Annotated in this window: 10 protein-coding genes; 3 read left to right on the top strand and 7 right to left on the bottom strand. The window is 64.9% G+C overall.

Going from position 1 to position 15,580, the window contains the following annotated elements:
- Positions 1-16 precede the first annotated feature (16 nt).
- The 6 genes from tssM to CAP_RS26590 form a co-directional block, all read right to left on the bottom strand.
- Positions 17-3,706 (bottom strand): type VI secretion system membrane subunit TssM, encoded by a 3,690-nt coding sequence (tssM, locus tag CAP_RS26615; protein ID WP_044246073.1) that lies wholly within the window; start codon positions 3,704-3,706, stop codon positions 17-19.
- A 43-nt stretch (positions 3,707-3,749) separates the two neighbouring features.
- Positions 3,750-4,433 (bottom strand): DotU family type IV/VI secretion system protein, encoded by a 684-nt coding sequence (locus CAP_RS26610; protein WP_044246069.1) that lies wholly within the window; start codon positions 4,431-4,433, stop codon positions 3,750-3,752.
- 82 nt (positions 4,434-4,515) lie between these two features.
- Positions 4,516-5,880, bottom strand: a complete 1,365-nt coding sequence (gene tssK, locus CAP_RS26605) for a type VI secretion system baseplate subunit TssK (protein ID WP_044246067.1) — start codon at positions 5,878-5,880, stop codon at positions 4,516-4,518.
- A 59-nt stretch (positions 5,881-5,939) separates the two neighbouring features.
- Positions 5,940-6,569: a type VI secretion system lipoprotein TssJ gene (gene tssJ / locus CAP_RS26600; protein ID WP_231511720.1), complete on the bottom strand. Its 630-nt coding sequence runs from the start codon at positions 6,567-6,569 to the stop codon at positions 5,940-5,942.
- 298 nt (positions 6,570-6,867) lie between these two features.
- A complete protein-coding gene (tssH, locus tag CAP_RS26595) occupies positions 6,868-9,564 on the bottom strand; it encodes a type VI secretion system ATPase TssH (protein ID WP_044246064.1) in 2,697 nt (898 codons plus the stop codon).
- A 100-nt stretch (positions 9,565-9,664) separates the two neighbouring features.
- The gene (locus CAP_RS26590) at positions 9,665-11,131 is read right to left on the bottom strand and encodes a transglycosylase SLT domain-containing protein (RefSeq protein ID WP_231511719.1); all 1,467 of its coding nucleotides are present in this window, start codon (positions 11,129-11,131) and stop codon (positions 9,665-9,667) included.
- Between the two features lie 605 nt (positions 11,132-11,736).
- On the opposite strand from CAP_RS26590, the gene CAP_RS45590 reads away from it, so the two are divergent.
- Both CAP_RS45590 and CAP_RS26580 read left to right on the top strand, forming a co-directional pair.
- Entirely contained in the window at positions 11,737-13,041 is a 1,305-nt protein-coding gene (locus CAP_RS45590; protein WP_052375981.1) for a type VI secretion system-associated FHA domain protein, read from the top strand.
- 86 nt (positions 13,042-13,127) lie between these two features.
- Positions 13,128-13,823, top strand: coding sequence for a hypothetical protein (locus tag CAP_RS26580; protein ID WP_044246061.1), 696 nt, complete (start codon positions 13,128-13,130; stop codon positions 13,821-13,823).
- A 289-nt stretch (positions 13,824-14,112) separates the two neighbouring features.
- On the opposite strand, the gene CAP_RS26575 is transcribed toward CAP_RS26580, so the two are convergent.
- Complete coding sequence (locus tag CAP_RS26575) at positions 14,113-14,820, bottom strand: hypothetical protein (RefSeq protein ID WP_231511718.1); 708 nt, start codon at positions 14,818-14,820, stop codon at positions 14,113-14,115.
- 616 nt (positions 14,821-15,436) lie between these two features.
- On the opposite strand from CAP_RS26575, the gene CAP_RS26570 reads away from it, so the two are divergent.
- Positions 15,437-15,580 (top strand): type VI secretion system tube protein Hcp (locus CAP_RS26570; protein ID WP_044246058.1); only part of this gene is annotated, 144 nt, incomplete at its 3' end.

Here is a 15,580-nt window from a genome sequence, read left to right as displayed (position 1 = left end):
GGCTCCCTGGTCTGCCTCAGCCCTTGCCGAACCAGTCGCCGATGCTCGGCGGACAGTTGGTCGCCCGGAAGAAGCTCGCCGGGAAGGGGTGATTGCCACGCGTGGGCTTCACTTCCATCGTCACCGACACGGGCGGCGCGGTCATCTGCCAGGTCACGGTGAAGGACTCGTCGCTATCCTTCACGGCCGTGATGGTCCCGGCCTCGAACAACCGGAAGATCCCCCACGGCCCTTCACGGGTGAGCTCCTCGTCCAGACCACCTGCGCCTCGCACCCTGATCTTCGCGCCCGAGGGTTCGGGTCCTGGCCAGGTGAAGGTGTGCCAGAACTCCTTCTCGTTCCGGTACAGCCGCTGCTGCCCGTCGACCTCGAAGACGACCTCGCTGACGATCGGGCTCACCGTCTTCATGTTGATGTAGAAGGTGACCTTGGGCGCCTCGGCACCACCCGGGAAGATCGCGTCCGTGATCTCGTCGGCGCGACGCAGGCAGTTGTACAGGTTGGTGTTGAAGGGCGTGAACGGCTTCGCCGCAGGCGTCCCCCCCTGCATGTACTGCTTCGGGTAGTAGTCGTGCCCGACCTGGTAGTGCATCTCGCGCAGGTACGTGTCGTAGAAGCCCCAGAGGACGCCTTCCTTGGGCTTGAAGAAGGCCACCGTGTCTTCGAACGACGCATCGCGCGACGAGGCCAGATTGAAAGGATAACGGTCCTTCAGCTTGTCGCGGTAGTGCGGCCACACCACGACTTCCCACAGGCCGCTCGCAGCACCGCCTGCGCGCCGGACCATGGCCCGGTACGCCTGACGCAGAGGATTCATGAGGAGCGGCGTCATCAGACGCTGCCCCGTCTCATCCATCGAGAGCAGGAGCCCCTGGGTCTCCTTGACGGCTGCCTGGAAGGCCTCTCGCGCCTTGTTCGTATCCGTGCCAGGCGGGCCTTCCTCGATGCTCCCCATCTCTCCGGCGAGCTGCTCGAGGAGACCGATGTACTTGTTGAGGCCCGGCGCAGGCGGCGGCGGCTTGCCCTCCTCAGGCTGGGCAGGCACGCCGAACTGCACCATCGCCTCGAACTTCTCGGGGATGGGGTTGTACTGGCGCTGCTGCCCGGGCATCAGACCATCCAGGCGCATGCGGGCTCGGCCTTCGATCCGGCGCTGCACGCGGTCCCTGAGCTGGGTGAGGATGCCGCCCTCGGCGAAGAGCGTGTCCTGAGCTGCCGATTGCTCCTGCGGGAACTGCGTCTCGTCCGCGAGGCGCTGCAGCAGGCGGCGGTAGGGCCAGTCCGGCGTGGAGAGGATCTTGAACTCCTCGATCGCATCCTTGTTGGTCGGCGGGATCTCCACCTGGATGTCGCGGAAGAAGCTCTCCCACTGGTTGATGTACTCGTTCTCGTAGTCCTGCCGGACACGGTCGAGCTCTTTCTGGATGCGCTCGCCCTGCTTCGTCTCCTCGACGGTGAGCGGAAGCACCCACAGCTCGCGCTCGAGCTTCTTCCTGCCCTCCTTGAGGGACTCGATCACCTGAACGTAGCCCTTCGCAGTGTACGGACCGGCGATCTCGAACCACTTGCCGGTCCGCTCTCGCTGCGCGCTCCGCACCTTCGTCAGGGCCTCGGGCCGATCGATGAACATGTAGTTCAGCGCGACGGGCGGGTACTTCAGGTTCTCGTACGTGTTCGGGCCAGCCTCGTCGAACTTCTCGTCACGCAGGACGGTGACGAACTGGTCGTAGTAGCGCCTGGTGGGGTCGATCTTCCGCAGCTCGTCACGCGCCTTCTGGACGAGCGCCTCGTTCAGCGGCTCGCTGGGCAGGATGCCCCGCTTCATCAGATCGACGTAGTAGGCCGTGTGCCGGACCAGCTTGGCCTTGAGATCAGCCTCCGACAGGTCCGTCGACGGCTTCAGGATCTCCGACCAGAGCTGAGTCAGACGGCCGGTCTGCCACTTGTCCTCGTCCTGCTCCAGGATGTGGACCTTGTCGTTGAGGAGCAGGTACGTGCGGAGCGCGTTGTAGCCATCCAGGTACTCGCCCTCGCGCACGCGATCGAGCTTCTCTTCGAGGCGCGCCTTGACGGGGCTGACGAAGCCGTCGCGCAGGCTGGCGTTGTACTGGTCCAGGGTCGGCTTGAAGAGATCATCACCCTGGTACATGAACCAGCCGAGGGTGACGGGGGTGTCTTCCGTGTTCTGATCGAGCAGCTCCACGTGCCCGCGGAGCCGATCGAGCCTGTCGATCTTGTCCGCAGCGTTGGTGCCGTCGTTCCAGCTCACCACCGCGACTTCCTCGGAGATGCGGCCAGTCTCCGCGACGAGAGCGCGGTTGTTGAAGAAGGAGATGAACGCAGGGATGAGGAAGAGGATCGCGATGATCGCGGCAGCGGCCAGGACCAGGACCCTCTGCGTCCGGACCCGTGCCAGCTCCTTCTCGCTTCGTGCAGCGAGGGACTGGTCCGGGAAGACGATGTTCATGAAGACGTCACGAAGGAAGAAGCTCTTCGACTCCTTGACGCCCCCCTCCTCCTCTCCACCCGGCCGCAAGCCGAAGGCGCGCGCCATCGAGCCCACGACCCGGTCGAGGGGACGGCCCTCCTGCACACCGCTCGTGAAGTAGAAGCCCCGCAGGATCGGCAGCGGTGACGCTCCCGCGGCAGGTGCGAACGCGCCCTTGAGGAAGTCCGAAAGGTTCCGCTTCACGGCGGCGAACTCGAGGGGGAACTGGTAGACCCGCTCCTTCACCTCGCGGCTCCGCTCGTTCATCATCCGCTTGACGACCCTGTCGTGCAGGCGCTCGACGAGCACGTCGAACTCGCGATCGAAGAGCTTGGCCGGATCGAGCTTGTCCTCGTCGAGGCGGAGGGTCGCGCCCCAGGGCTGCGAGCGCTCACTCTTCTTCAGGTCGCCCATGTACTCGACGAAGCCGGCGATGAGGTCGACCTTGGTGAAGAGGATGTATGCCGGCAGGGTCATGTGCAGCGTCTGCTGCATCTCGTCGATCCGGGCGCGGACCTTCTTGGCGACCTGCTCGATCTGCTCCTCGCTCGCGTCGAGCAGCTCGCTGATGCTGACCGCCACGATCACGCCGTTGATCGGCATGTCCTGCCGGTACTTGAGGAGCATTTCGAGGAAGGCCATCCACTCGTCGTGGTCCTCGCTCTCCGTCGTGTACCGACCCGCGGTGTCGAGCAGAATGGCTTCGTTGGTGAACCACCAGTCGCAGTTGCGGGTTCCGCCGACGCCACGAACGCCGCCGCCTTCGGGATCCAGGTAGGGGAAGACCAGCCCGGAGTGGCGCAGCGCGGTCGTCTTGCCTGCGCCGGGCGGCCCCACCATCACGTACCAGGGCAGCGAGTAGAGCGCGTCGGCGCCGCGTCGACCGGTACCGAGCTTCGACCGCTTCAGCGAATCGATGCCGCTCTGAACCTGCCGGTGCAGCTCCTGAATCTCAGCCCTGCGCTCAGGCTTCGCGTTGAGCGCTTGCTCCTGAGCCTGCTGCGCGATGGCCTTTTCAAGTGCCCGTGCGGCACGCGCCGCCCGCACCCTGCGATAGACGACGAGCCCCACCAGGAGCAGCACCACCACGGCGGTGACGGCAACTGCCATCCAGGTCGGAAAGATCTCGATGGGCGGCCCATCGGACGGCGGACGCAGCACGAACCATGCGGCCCAAACCACCGCCAGGAAGAGCGCGCTCAGGATCCAAACCCACATCGGACGTCTCCTACAGCCTCAGCGCCAGGGCGGATGGCGCCCCTTACTTCCCAGTACCCAGGAGCTTCTCTATGGCTTCGGCGACGCTGCTCGCGTTCGAGCTGACGATGAGCCGGAGCACGATGACGATCAGCACGGCTGCCACCAGCAAGCCGAGCGCCACGGCGAGGAAAGGCAGCTCTCGCCGCACTGCGCCGCCGCCCCCGTCCTTGCGTTCGGCGTTCGGTGCCAGGGCGTCTCCACCCCCCTCGGCGACAGCGACGTAGTTCCCCAGCCCTTCGACGACCGCATTCAAGCCCTCCTGCTGCCGCAGACGATATTTCCCCTGGAAGCCAAGGGCCAAGCAGAGGAAGTAAATTTCCGCGACGTGGGTTCGGCCACGCTGCCCGTGAAGGTTGTCCAGGTTGGTGAAGAAGCCGTCACCAGCCGTGTTGATCTGGAAGAACTGAAACTGGAGCGGGTTCTGGAGCCACTGTGTCTTACCCGGCCAGTTCGAGTGGTAGATGATCTCGTCCGCGAAGGCCGCGAGGGCGAACTTCGCGTCGATCATGTCCTGCTCCGGGATGCGCGCTTCTTTCCCGTTCTGCATCATCGTTTCGAACAGGTTGAGCACGCGGCGCTGCAGGATGTCCGGCGCCGGAAGATCTCGTGAGCTACGGAGCTGCAAGATCAGCGACAGGACGTCGGAGCACACCCAGTACATCGTCTGCGAGAGGCTGCTGCTCATGGAATCAACTCCCCCATGGGGGTCGCGTCGGCGCCGCTTGCGTCATCGGGCGGGAGGAACGGCACCGACCCCCCCGCCGCCGTCACCGACCCTGACCGGCCGGAACGGCAATCAGACGTAGGTCGACCTTCTGTGGATCGATGGGCTGATAGATGGCGATCGTGCCAGAGCCGAGAATGTCGTTCCAGTAATCGCCAGATTGGTCCACGCGGAGATAGACGACGCCAGGCTTCACCGGGATTGCGCCCGGTGGTCGGTACTCGACCGCCACGCGCACGCCGGGCATGGCGGCGTTGAGGATGTACCCGATCTGGGTCCAGGAGCCGACCTTGAGCAGGCGCGGCAGCCGTTCCCGCAAGGTGGCTTCGTCCGCCCCCTTGGCCTCCAGGAACATCTCGCTGCTGCGCGGCAGCTTGGGGTCCTCGAACTTGCCGAGGTACATGCCATCCTCCCGCTTCTCCATGGGGACGATGACGAACTGCTCGGCGAGCACACCGGAGATGAGTGCAAGTGCACGCTCGAACACGGGATCGAAGACGTCTCCCAGCTCCAGATAGTTGAACTTGGTGATGGAGGTGGGGTCGCCGTCCGCAGCGAAGGTGCACAGCTCACCGATCAGCGAACCGAGGACGATGTAGCACTGCTCGGGGTGCGCATCTCCGTGGTCGACCAGATGCGACACGATCGGGATGTACGAGTTCATCGTGTGCAACATCCAGAACTTGGCCGTGTCGGAGAACTGAAAATCAACCGACGCTGCGGTGCGCATGCGGCGCCCCTCTGCCAGCGACTTCTGCTTGCCGACCAGCGCCGACAGCACGCGCCTCATCCCGTTCATGATGTGCTCGGAAGCGCCGATATGAAGGATGGGAGGGATGAAGTTGCGCTTGAGGACGATGGAACCCGTCCGGTCGCGGACGAGCTGGGCGATCCTCACCGTCTGGTAGGCATCGCGCGGCTCGGTCCCGAAGAGGAGCCGCATGTTGCCGCGGGCCCACGCAATCGAGGTGTCGTTGCGCCCGGTGTTCGTGTCAGGAACGGTCGACTGCGAGGCCACGAAGCGATGCGCCGGACCAGCCTTGGCAGGATCGAGGCTGATGTTGGCCGCCGTCTCGCGCGGGTTGGGCATCGCGAGGAAGACGTCCAGGGCCTCCAGGGCTGCAGGAAACACGCCTTCCAGCGGGCGCGCCTCGACCTGGTCCTCGCCGCGATCGCCGACGAAGAATCCGGTCCCGTCCGAGAAGATGCCGTGGCACTTCGTCAGCTTCAGCTGACCAGCCGCGAGGGCACGCTCATCGAACTGGACACCGGTGACGCCCCAGTCGTAGGCAACGATCGCACGCAGACGCGAGTGCAGCAGCGCCTCGTGATACTGGTCCTGCTGCTGCAGGTGTTGAGGGGTCATGAAGAGCCCCTCGGTCCAGACAGGCTTGCGCGGGTGGATCATGTCGCCCCGACAGTCTTATCAGAAGTGCCCCATGGCGCGCCGCGGAAAGGTCGAGGCGGTTACCTGGGTGTGGGGGTGGCAGCCGCCTGTTCGGGGGCAGCGGCCCGTTTGGGCAAGTTCAGCCGCCGAACGGCCGTCGCTTCGGGGAACATCGACTCGTCGAACTGGGCACCATTGTCGATCCGGGTCGACTCGACGAAGAAGGCGACCCGAGGGTCCGCCATCGGGGCGGCAGCGTCATCCCCGCGGCCACCGCACTGGGCCTCCCCCGGGGGCAGGGGGAACTCGTAGAAGGTCTTCCAGCTGTTTCCCTTCGGGCTGTGGAACAGCGCCACGCCCGCAAGGTGGCTCGCTTCCTTGATGCGCTCGAACTTGACCTCGACGAGGTCGTTCGGGAAGACCTCCACCTCGTCCATCTTGGCGATGTCCTCCTGGAGGACGTCTTTGTCCTTCAAGAGGACATCGTCGTACTTCGCGTTCTCAAGACGGACGTCGCTCTTGAGCTGGTAGAGGCGAACCACCACCGGGCGCGGGTTGCCATTCTCGTTCGGGTTGATGTTGTCCGCCGCGTACAGGTTGAGGGTGACCATCTGAACGTCACAGGGCTCTGGCACCTCAGGAGGCGGCGCTGACGCGCACCCCATCGCCCAGATGGCGCTGCCTGCGCCGAGCCCCAGACCCACGGTCACCCCCAGGAGCCTTGCGACCTGCGAACGCCGGCGCCGGCCCGCTTTTTTCTCTTCTACGATCATGGTGCGCGCGACCATCCAGGGCAGTTGTAAGCGGATTCAGACGAAGCACGCAACTTTCCCGGGGGCAGGAGAATACAAACAGCCAGAACCGGAGGCGCCCACCAGGAGAATTCCTCCAGGGCCATGCCATGAGCGGGGCGGGTGGTGGGTGGTGGGAGAGGGCGGGCGAAAGGTGGAGGACGGGGCGGGAGGGCGGTGACCAGGGGTGTCCCACCCTCCCGCCTCATGCGAGGCATCAGTCGGAGAACTGGATGGTGAACTGGCTGGAACTGTCGATGCCAAGCTGCACGCGCTTGGGCAGCGGTCCTTCCGACATCTTCTCCAGGATCGCGACGGACAGCTGGGGGAGCAGCGTCGCGCGCAGGATGTGGTCGATGTTACGGGCGCCCGTGTCCACCTCCGTGCACCTCTTGGCAATGGTCGCCACCATCTCGTCCGTGTAGGTCGCCTCGATCCGCTGGCTCTTCCTGAGTCTGTCGACCAGCCCATCGAGCTTGAGCCTCGTGATCTCACCCATCGCATCTGGAGAGATCGGCAGGTAAGGCACGATCGTCATGCGCGCCAGCAGCGCCGGCTTGAAGTGCGCCGATAGGGCCGGCTTGACCGACTCCACGATCTCCTGGATGAACCCGAGGTCCGCATCGAGCTGTCGCCCGGGGTTGTCTTCGCGTGCCCCGACGGTCAGGTTGGTGATCTTGTCGGTGGCGAGGTTGCTCGTCAGGATGACGACGGTGTTCTTGAAGTCGATGAGCCTCCCCTCGCCGTCGCTGAGCATGCCCTTGTCGAAGACCTGGTAGAACAGGTTCAACACGTCCGGATCGGCCTTCTCCACCTCGTCGAGGAGCACCACGGTGTAGGGCCTCTGCCGCACGGCCTCCGTGAGCATGCCGCCCTCGCCGTAGCCGACGTAGCCCGGTGGTGAGCCGATGAGCCGAGAGACGGTGTGCTTCTCCTGGAACTCGGACATGTTGATCACGGTCATCATCCGCTCGCCGCCGAACATCAGGTCGGCGATGCCGAGCGCAGTCTCCGTCTTGCCGACGCCGCTGGGGCCGACCAGGAGGAACACGCCCTGCGGCGTGTTCAGGGGCTTGAGGCCGGCGCGGGCGGCGCGGAGCTCCTTGGCGATGGTGGTGATCCCGAAGGCTTGACCCTTGATCCGGCGCTGCAGCCGGTCCTCCATTTCGAGCAGGGCCTTCACGTCGTCCTGCACCATCTTGCCGACGGGGATCCCGGTCCAGGCAGAGACGACGGTGGCGACCATGGCCTCGTCGACATCCGGTCGGAGCAGGGGGACCTCTCCCTGCGAGGCCGTGAGCTCATCGAGCGCCTTGACCACCTCGCGACGGGCGGCGTCTCGCTCCTCTTCGCTCTTGGACTCATCCATCTTCTTGCGAGCCTCGACGACGCGCTTGGCGCCCTCCGACTCGCGCGCGTACTCCGCGCGCACCTTCTCCAGGTCGGCGCGTGCTTTCGCGAGCTTCTCCTTGAGCTCACCGACGTGCTCCTGATCCACGTGCGCGCCCTTGTCGTGGTCGCGCTCCAGAGCCTTCAGCTCGGTGTCGAGGTTCTCGATGAGGATCTCGGCATCCTCCACCTGCGCGGGCTTCTGCTGCAGGGCGACCTTCACGCGCGCCGAGCAGGTGTCGAGGAGATCCACGGCCTTGTCGGGTAGCTGGCGACCGCTGATGTAGCGCGCGCTCAGCCGCACGGCCGCAGTCACGGCTTCATCGCGCACGATCACGTTGTGGGCCTGCTCGAACTTGGGGCGAAGGCCGCGCAGCATGGTGGTGGCGACCTGCTCGTTCGGCTCATCCACCTTCACGGGCTGGAAGCGCCTCTCGAGCGCAGCATCCTTCTCGAAGTACTTCTTGTATTCACTCCACGTAGTCGCAGCAATGGTGCGTAGCTCCCCGCGCGCGAGCGCTGGCTTGAGCAGGTTCGCCGCGTCTCCGCCCCCCTGCGAACCGCCGGCACCGATCATGGTGTGGGCTTCATCGATGAAGAGGATGATGGGCTTGGGTGACGACTTCACCTCGTTGATGACCTGCTTCAGCCGGTTCTCGAACTCGCCCTTCACCCCTGCTCCGGCCTGGAGCAAGCCCAGGTCGAGGCCGAAGATGTCCACGCCCTGGAGGAGCGGGGGAACCCTGGGGTTCTCCGCGGTGCTCTCCACGATCATCAGCGCGAGACCCTCGACGAGCGCGGTCTTACCGACGCCGGCGTCACCGACGATGATGGGGTTGTTCTTCCGACGACGGGCGAGAATGTCGATGATCTGGCGGATCTCGCGCTCACGTCCGAAGATCGGGTCGATCTGCCCTGCTCGGGCGCGCCCCGTGTAGTCCACGCAGAACTTGGCCAGCGCCGAATCCGCCGAGGCACTCGCAGTTCCTGCAGGCAGCTTTCCTGCGCCCGGCGCGCCCGCCGTCCCGGCGGCCGCGGTCGCTTCTGCATCTTCCTTGGAACCGGAAACGATCTTCGGGAAGTTCGTCTTCAAGTCCTCCCTGGAGATTCCCTCCAGGTAGGCGCCGATCCCGCTCACCGAATAGCGGGTGGGCTGTTCCACGAGCCGCATGAAGAGCAGACCGCTCCGGAGCCGCTGGTAGCCGTACTCCATCGAGCCGACGACCCAGGCGTCCTGCATCCACTCAAGCATGACCGGCGATAGCGTCGGCCGTCCTGCATTTCCCTTCCGCAGATCTTCCAGGCTGCGCTGCAGCGCGGCGCGGAGGTGCGCCGGATCCAGATCGTAGTGCATGACCAGGAATGCGAGATCCGACCCGGCGTCATCGAGCAACGCGAGCATCAGATGCTCGAGCGTGACCTCGTAGTGACGCGCATTGACGCACTGCCCGATGGCCGTCTCCAGGGCGGTGGTGCAGTTGCGTGTGAGCTGCTTGACGATGGACTTTGTGCCGACGAGCATCATATGCGCGGCATGCTAACCGAGGGGCTGCCCCTCCGTCGACGCCGCCGGCCCACTCCGCAATCGCTCCCCGCCGGGATCCGACGGGCAGCGGTCCTTCTGGCTAGCTGCGGCCTTTCCGGCTCCGGTCCCTCGATTCTTTGCGCACTGCATCCTCCCGTGATTTCGCGGGTGAGGCGGCGCGCCCTTGCGTCGATGGCTGCGTGGGCGTGTCGGCGTGCGTGCCCGCCGTGGATGCGCGCGTCGGCCGCTCGGGGCGTGGCGTGCTGGATTCCTTCGACGGTGTGGCCGACCCCGCCGTGCTGTCCTTCTCCGGCGCAACCGCGTTGCCGAGCTTCTCGATGAGATCCTGCCTCGCTCGCAGCCGGAGCAACGCACCTTCACGCAGGCGCGAATCGGGTTCCATCCCGTTCTCGCGCGCGAGGTCCTCCACATCCACCGCAAATTGACGCGCCACGCCGATGAGGGTGTCCCCTGCTCCCACCTTGTACATCACGAGAGGTCGTTGGTTGCGCGCGTTGCGCCTCGGGACGAGCTCCTGGTCGTCTTCGCCGCGGTCCCCCGTATCCTGGCCCAGCACGTCGAGCGGGTCCCTCAAGGAGCGTCGCTTCGGCTTGGGCAGCAGCGAGAGCAGGCTCTCGTCCTCCTTCGGACGCTGCAGGAACTCGCGGCCTCCCAGCAGGTCGACCGGGTTCAGGACGGACACGTCGTTCGCCACCGGCTCTGTGTCGAGGAGCGCTGGCAACGACGCCTGTGCCCTCGCAAGAGACTCCGCAGGCACCATCACGAGGTAGTCTCCTCGACCTGGTGGTACCCGATCCTGCAAGAGATCCGGGTTCAACGTGCGCAGGGTCGCAGTGGACACCCCTGCGGCTTTCGCAAGCGCGCGAAGCGGAACGCCGGGTGAGACGGCGATCTCCGCTGCATCCACCGGGCGAGTCAGCTTCACTCCATCGAACCCGAACCGCTCCAGGTTGTTGGCCACCAGCGCTGCCGCAGCAATCTTGGGGACGTAGGCGGCCGTCTCCTGAGGGAGCGCGCCCTGACGTGCGAGCTCGTTGAAGTCCGCCGTGCCGTAACGGTCGATCGCCGAAAGCAGCTGCTCGTAGCCCATGTTGTAAGCAGCGAGCGCCAGGTTCCAGTCGCTGAAGCGCTGGAAGAGGTCCCGGAGGTGGTGCGCCGCCGCCTGGGTTGCGAGCTGCGGATTCTTGCGCTGATCCATGAAGCGGTTCTGCTGGAGGCCGTACACTTCACCGGTCGCTGGCATGAACTGCCACAGGCCAACCGCACCCGCCGGAGAGCGCGCTCGCGCATCGAAACCGCTCTCGATCATGGCGAGCCAGATCAGATCCTCGGGCAAGCGCCACTCACGAAGCGTTTGCTGGACCATGTCCTGGAAGCGGCCGCTTCGCTTGAGCCAGGCCTCGAACATGCCGCGCCCCCGTTCGGTGCGCGTGAAGAAGCGCACGTACTTTATCGTGCGGCGCGTCATCGTCACGGGCAGGTCCGGAAGCTGCAGCCGCGACAGCGCTTCGGAACTCGCCGTATCGAGGTCCTCGACGTCATCCACGTTCGCATCGGGAGCGGAGGCGTACCGGGGCGGCTGCGAGAAGGTCGGACGTTCCAGCGAGCACGCAGCTCCTTCTTCTCGGCCACGCGGATCCAGCTCTCGGAGTCTCTCGAGCTGGTTCGATTCCAGACGTGCCGTCACTCCCGGAGCGGGAGCATCGGGAACGCGCCCCTTCGGACCCGCCGTAGCTCCACGAGCTGTGCGGCGCCCCGGAGCCGTCATCCCTACTCCCCCAGCCGTAGCTCCTTGCTCCTGGTACGAGGTCACCGCGGCCCGCACCGGGGTGATCGCCGCGTCAGGCGCCGCCATCCCCACGCCGTAGCCAAAGGCCAGGGCCGAAACCATGGGAGGGATCTTGTGGATGAAGCTCATGGTGTGTCCAAGCGTCGCACCATGTAGGACAAGGGGCCAATAAAGCGGTGGTGGGTCTGCCCCGGTACAGCACGCCATGCCAAGTAACGAAGAGCACCAGAGTCCCTCCCGATGCGCGGGCCCCTCTGATGACGCACTGCAAAGCCCTCGAGGCATCATGGTGGGCATCGCTCTTGCCGGTGCGGACGGAGGCCCCTCCCAGTAAGAGGAGGGTGTCTGCTAGTCTCCACGCCATGCCGGTGGCGCTCATGGCCCGGGTGATCGACACCCAGGCCAACGACAAGCACGACTACACGTTCGAGCGCTTCCCAGTCCGCATCGGCCGCAACCAGCTGAACGATCTCCACATCGATCGGCCCTACGTCTCTCAGTTCCATGCCGCGCTCGACGTCCGGGATCGCCAGATCTTCGTTCGCGATCTCGGCTCGACGAACGGCACCGTGTTCGCGGGGCACCGCATCCATCGCGACACCCCCGTGGATGTCACTCAGACGCCGGAGATCACGATCGGGCCGATCGTGATCCGTCTGAGCACGGTCGACGCTGCGCCGAAGAAGCGAGAGGAGATCAAGGAGGGAACCGTCCTCGACTACAATGTCGAGAGCAGTGGTCTCTCCGCGTTGATGGCCCAGCGCTCCAAGCAGGTCGCTCCGGGTGCCGAAGACGCTTACATCCGACAGCTCGTCCCTTACATCGAGGCTTACCGTGCAGCGTGGGGCGCGGTGTACCGGGTCATCTACGAACATCTGGCGCGTCTCCCGCCAGACGTCCGGCAGAACTACCTTCGCCGGCTGTGCCAGGAACATCAGGCCGTCACCCTCGAAGCCGACTTCCAGAAGATCTCGCAGTACTACGGCGTCGACTCCCATGCGCATGGTGAGCTTCGTCCTGCTGACGCGGCTCTGGTGGCACTCGCGGAGCTGGCCCGCAGTCTGGCTCCTGGGACCAAGGTTCCCGAGGACGTCGCCGGAGTCTTGACCTTCGCGCGACGGCTACGCGACACCATGGAGGTCTTCATGAAATGCTTCGTGAGCCTCCGGGATGGTTATCAGGAGTTCGAAGCAGAGGTGCTCGCCCGGGAGCGAGCATCGCAGGACGATCGCGTGGCCACAGCCAAAGACGCCAAGGAACTCGGTGCGCTCCTGCTGTCGCCGGCGGGAGGCCAGGATGCTGCGCGCCATCTCTACGACATCTTCGTCGACGTCATGAGCCATCAGGTGGCTCTGCTCAACGGTGTCATGGAGGGGGTCAAGTCTCTCCTCGTGAAACTCTCGCCCAAGGCCATCGAGGAGGAGCTCGAAAAGCGGGGCAAGAAGGGTGGCCTGTTCTCCACGCGGTACGAGGAACTCTGGAAGCTCTACGAGATCAGACACGGTGACTACTCCGGGGAAGACAAAGAGACCTTCTTGATAATATTTGGCCCCCAGTTCTCCCGCGCGTACGCTGCCACAGCCGGCGAGGACTATGCGTCGGCCGGCGAGGCGGCTGGCAAGAACAAGAGTCGTTTCTCCATCAACGTGAATCCGGTCAAACGCTAGCGACTCCACAGGATTGCAAGCGTCTGTTGACCCGCTCGCGCCTCCCTCGCCCACTGGGCGGCGCAGCCGAACGCGAGGCTTCTCGAATGCGAATCAGCGCAAAAGTTGTTGCAGCGAGCTGTCTGGCCGTGTCCGCGTGCCTCTTCATTCCGCGTGAAGCGGCCGCGCAGGTACCGTCGGTACAGCGGGATGGGAACTGGGGCACGGTGTCTGACGTGGCCATGATCATCGGCACCTCCTCCGTGTTTCTCATGCCGCGCGTCTATTACAGTGACCCGGAAGCCACGGTCGGCTGGAAGGGGCGCTGGCACGTCTCCATGCTGGCGCCAGCGCTCACGATGGCGATGGCCACGGCGCTGGTCGAAGTCCCCATCAAGAACGCTGCCGAAGGGGTGCGTCCGGGGTGCTCGGTCGACGAGACCATCGCCAGCGTGTCCAACTCTGGCTGCGAAACCTTCGGCGGCCCTTCAACGCACGCTTTCGCGTCCTGGGGTGCCACCGGGACGGGACTCGGCATTTTCTTGATGGATACGTTCCGCTACTCGGGCAGCCGCTTCAACGTCGGTGGATTCATCGGCAACGTCGCCGTGCCTCTGACGGCATCCATATTCACCACGGTGGGTCGCGCCGTGGAGCCCGGCAATTCCCTGGCCTATGAAGATGGGTTGCAAATCACCGCCGGCGCACTCCCTGGCTTCTTCGTGGGCTTGGGCGTCGGACTTGCCTACGCTGCGCTGCAGCGGCCCAATTGCGGCTATGGCAATTCCATCTTCTGCTGGTAGACGCTTGATGCCGTCGGTCTTCGCCGCGCGCTGCGTGCTCAGAGTCGGGGCTGAACGGCCCCTGTGCTCCCGACGGTTCCTCTGAATCCTTTACAGTTACCGCTCACAAGAGGGGGGCCGAGCACCGAGCCCAGGCATGGACGCTCTCCCTCAGAGCAGACACGATGAGTGCGTGTCACGAGAGCACCTGCTCGACGAACGCGCAGCATCGAGCCGCTAAGGCCTGGCGTGCAGCGCTGCACAGATGACGGAGGGCCAGCCTTGGCCGGCCCCCATCGAGCCACGTCCCTCAGTCCTGACCCACGACACGTTCCCACAGAGGATCGTTGGACGAGAACAGCGTGTCACGCTCCACGCGCAGGAATCGCTGGAACTCCACCTTGCGCAGTTCCCGATCGCTGTCTCTGTTCTGTTCTTCGTACTTGATGATGCGCACCTGAATCTGTTCGAGAAGCTGGATGCCGTTCGGTCTGTAGGTCACGTCCGTGCGGAGCGTGTACCTCGCGTAGAGCCCCCGCTCGCTCAGGGAGGGCAGCACGGCAGTCCGCTCGAGATCCACCTGCGCCGACTCGAACAACCGTCCGCGGCGCGCAAGATAGAAGTGCCCTCGCTGCCGGCAGTCATCCGGGTCAGGGCACTGCTTCGCCTCCACCACGACCAGGTTGTCGCTCCCGAGGCGCACCGGGGTGATCCTCGTCCCCTTGGGCGGAGCGCGCAGACTCCCGATCCCGTAGACCTCGGCCCGATCGTCGACGGCACGGACGAGCGCCAGCGGTCCGCCTTCATCGCCGTTCTCGAATTTGAGGGTGCGCAGCCAGATCACCCGCAGCCCATCAGGGCCAGCCGATATCTCAAGCTCCTCCGGGGTCACCCGACGAGGCCACCCTGACGCAGAGATGCCGCCACGCAGCATCTCGTTGGCGAACAGATAGTTCCCGGTGCAGTCCGTATCCGTGGGACCGAGCCCCCGCTCCTCGGAGTACCCGGGGGTGATCACGCCCACCCACTGCTCCGGATCCAGCGTACGGACAATCGAGCGACCGCTCGCGCTTCGCTGGACGGGTTCGAGAGGTGTCGTGCAGACGGGGATCGGGCTCTGCTTCCGGGTTTTCGCCTGGCCTTGTGGCTGGTCAGGGTAGGAGCCACATCCGGCAAGCATGAAGATGAGCACGCAGAGCGGGGAAAACACGCCGAAGCGAGAGGGCCTCACAGCCCCTTCGTATCACGGCCCGGGTGGGAAGGGCGAATTCGTGAAGTTGTTCGCCTCTTGAGGCCAATACGGGAGCCCGCGGGCCACCCAGCCCACCCAGGCCGTTCCTCCCTCACCCGATCGGACGGCACAGGTCGCAGCATGCCTCGGTATTGAATCATTCCAGGCGCCTGCGACCGATGGCCGATTGATGTGATGTATGGGCTGGACGAGCGAGCGAGGAAGGGCTTGACGCCCGCGCGAAAGTGGGAGATGTACGTCATCGCTTTTGGATACGTCCAGAGGCCGGTAGCATCCGTTACCGAATCTCCCCAATCCTGAATCGGCGATTCATCTGCCAGCGCGCAATAGGGCGTAGACTGAGTCCAGGCGAAAGACCGTAGTAAGGAAAAGGCACACTGACATGGCTCTCGCAGCATACCTCCGGTTGAAGGGTCAGACCCAGGGCGACATCAAGGGCTCGGTCATCCAGAAGGGCCGTGAGGACTCGATCATGGTGATCGCGGTCAGCCACGAGATCATCAGCCCCCGCGATGCGGCCAGCGGT

The sequence above is a fragment of the Chondromyces apiculatus DSM 436 genome (assembly GCF_000601485.1).
In the GTDB taxonomy this organism is placed as follows: domain Bacteria; phylum Myxococcota_A; class Polyangia; order Polyangiales; family Polyangiaceae; genus Chondromyces; species Chondromyces apiculatus.
Note: the sequence above shows the minus strand (reverse complement) of the source record. Positions and strands in the feature narration are given on the sequence as shown.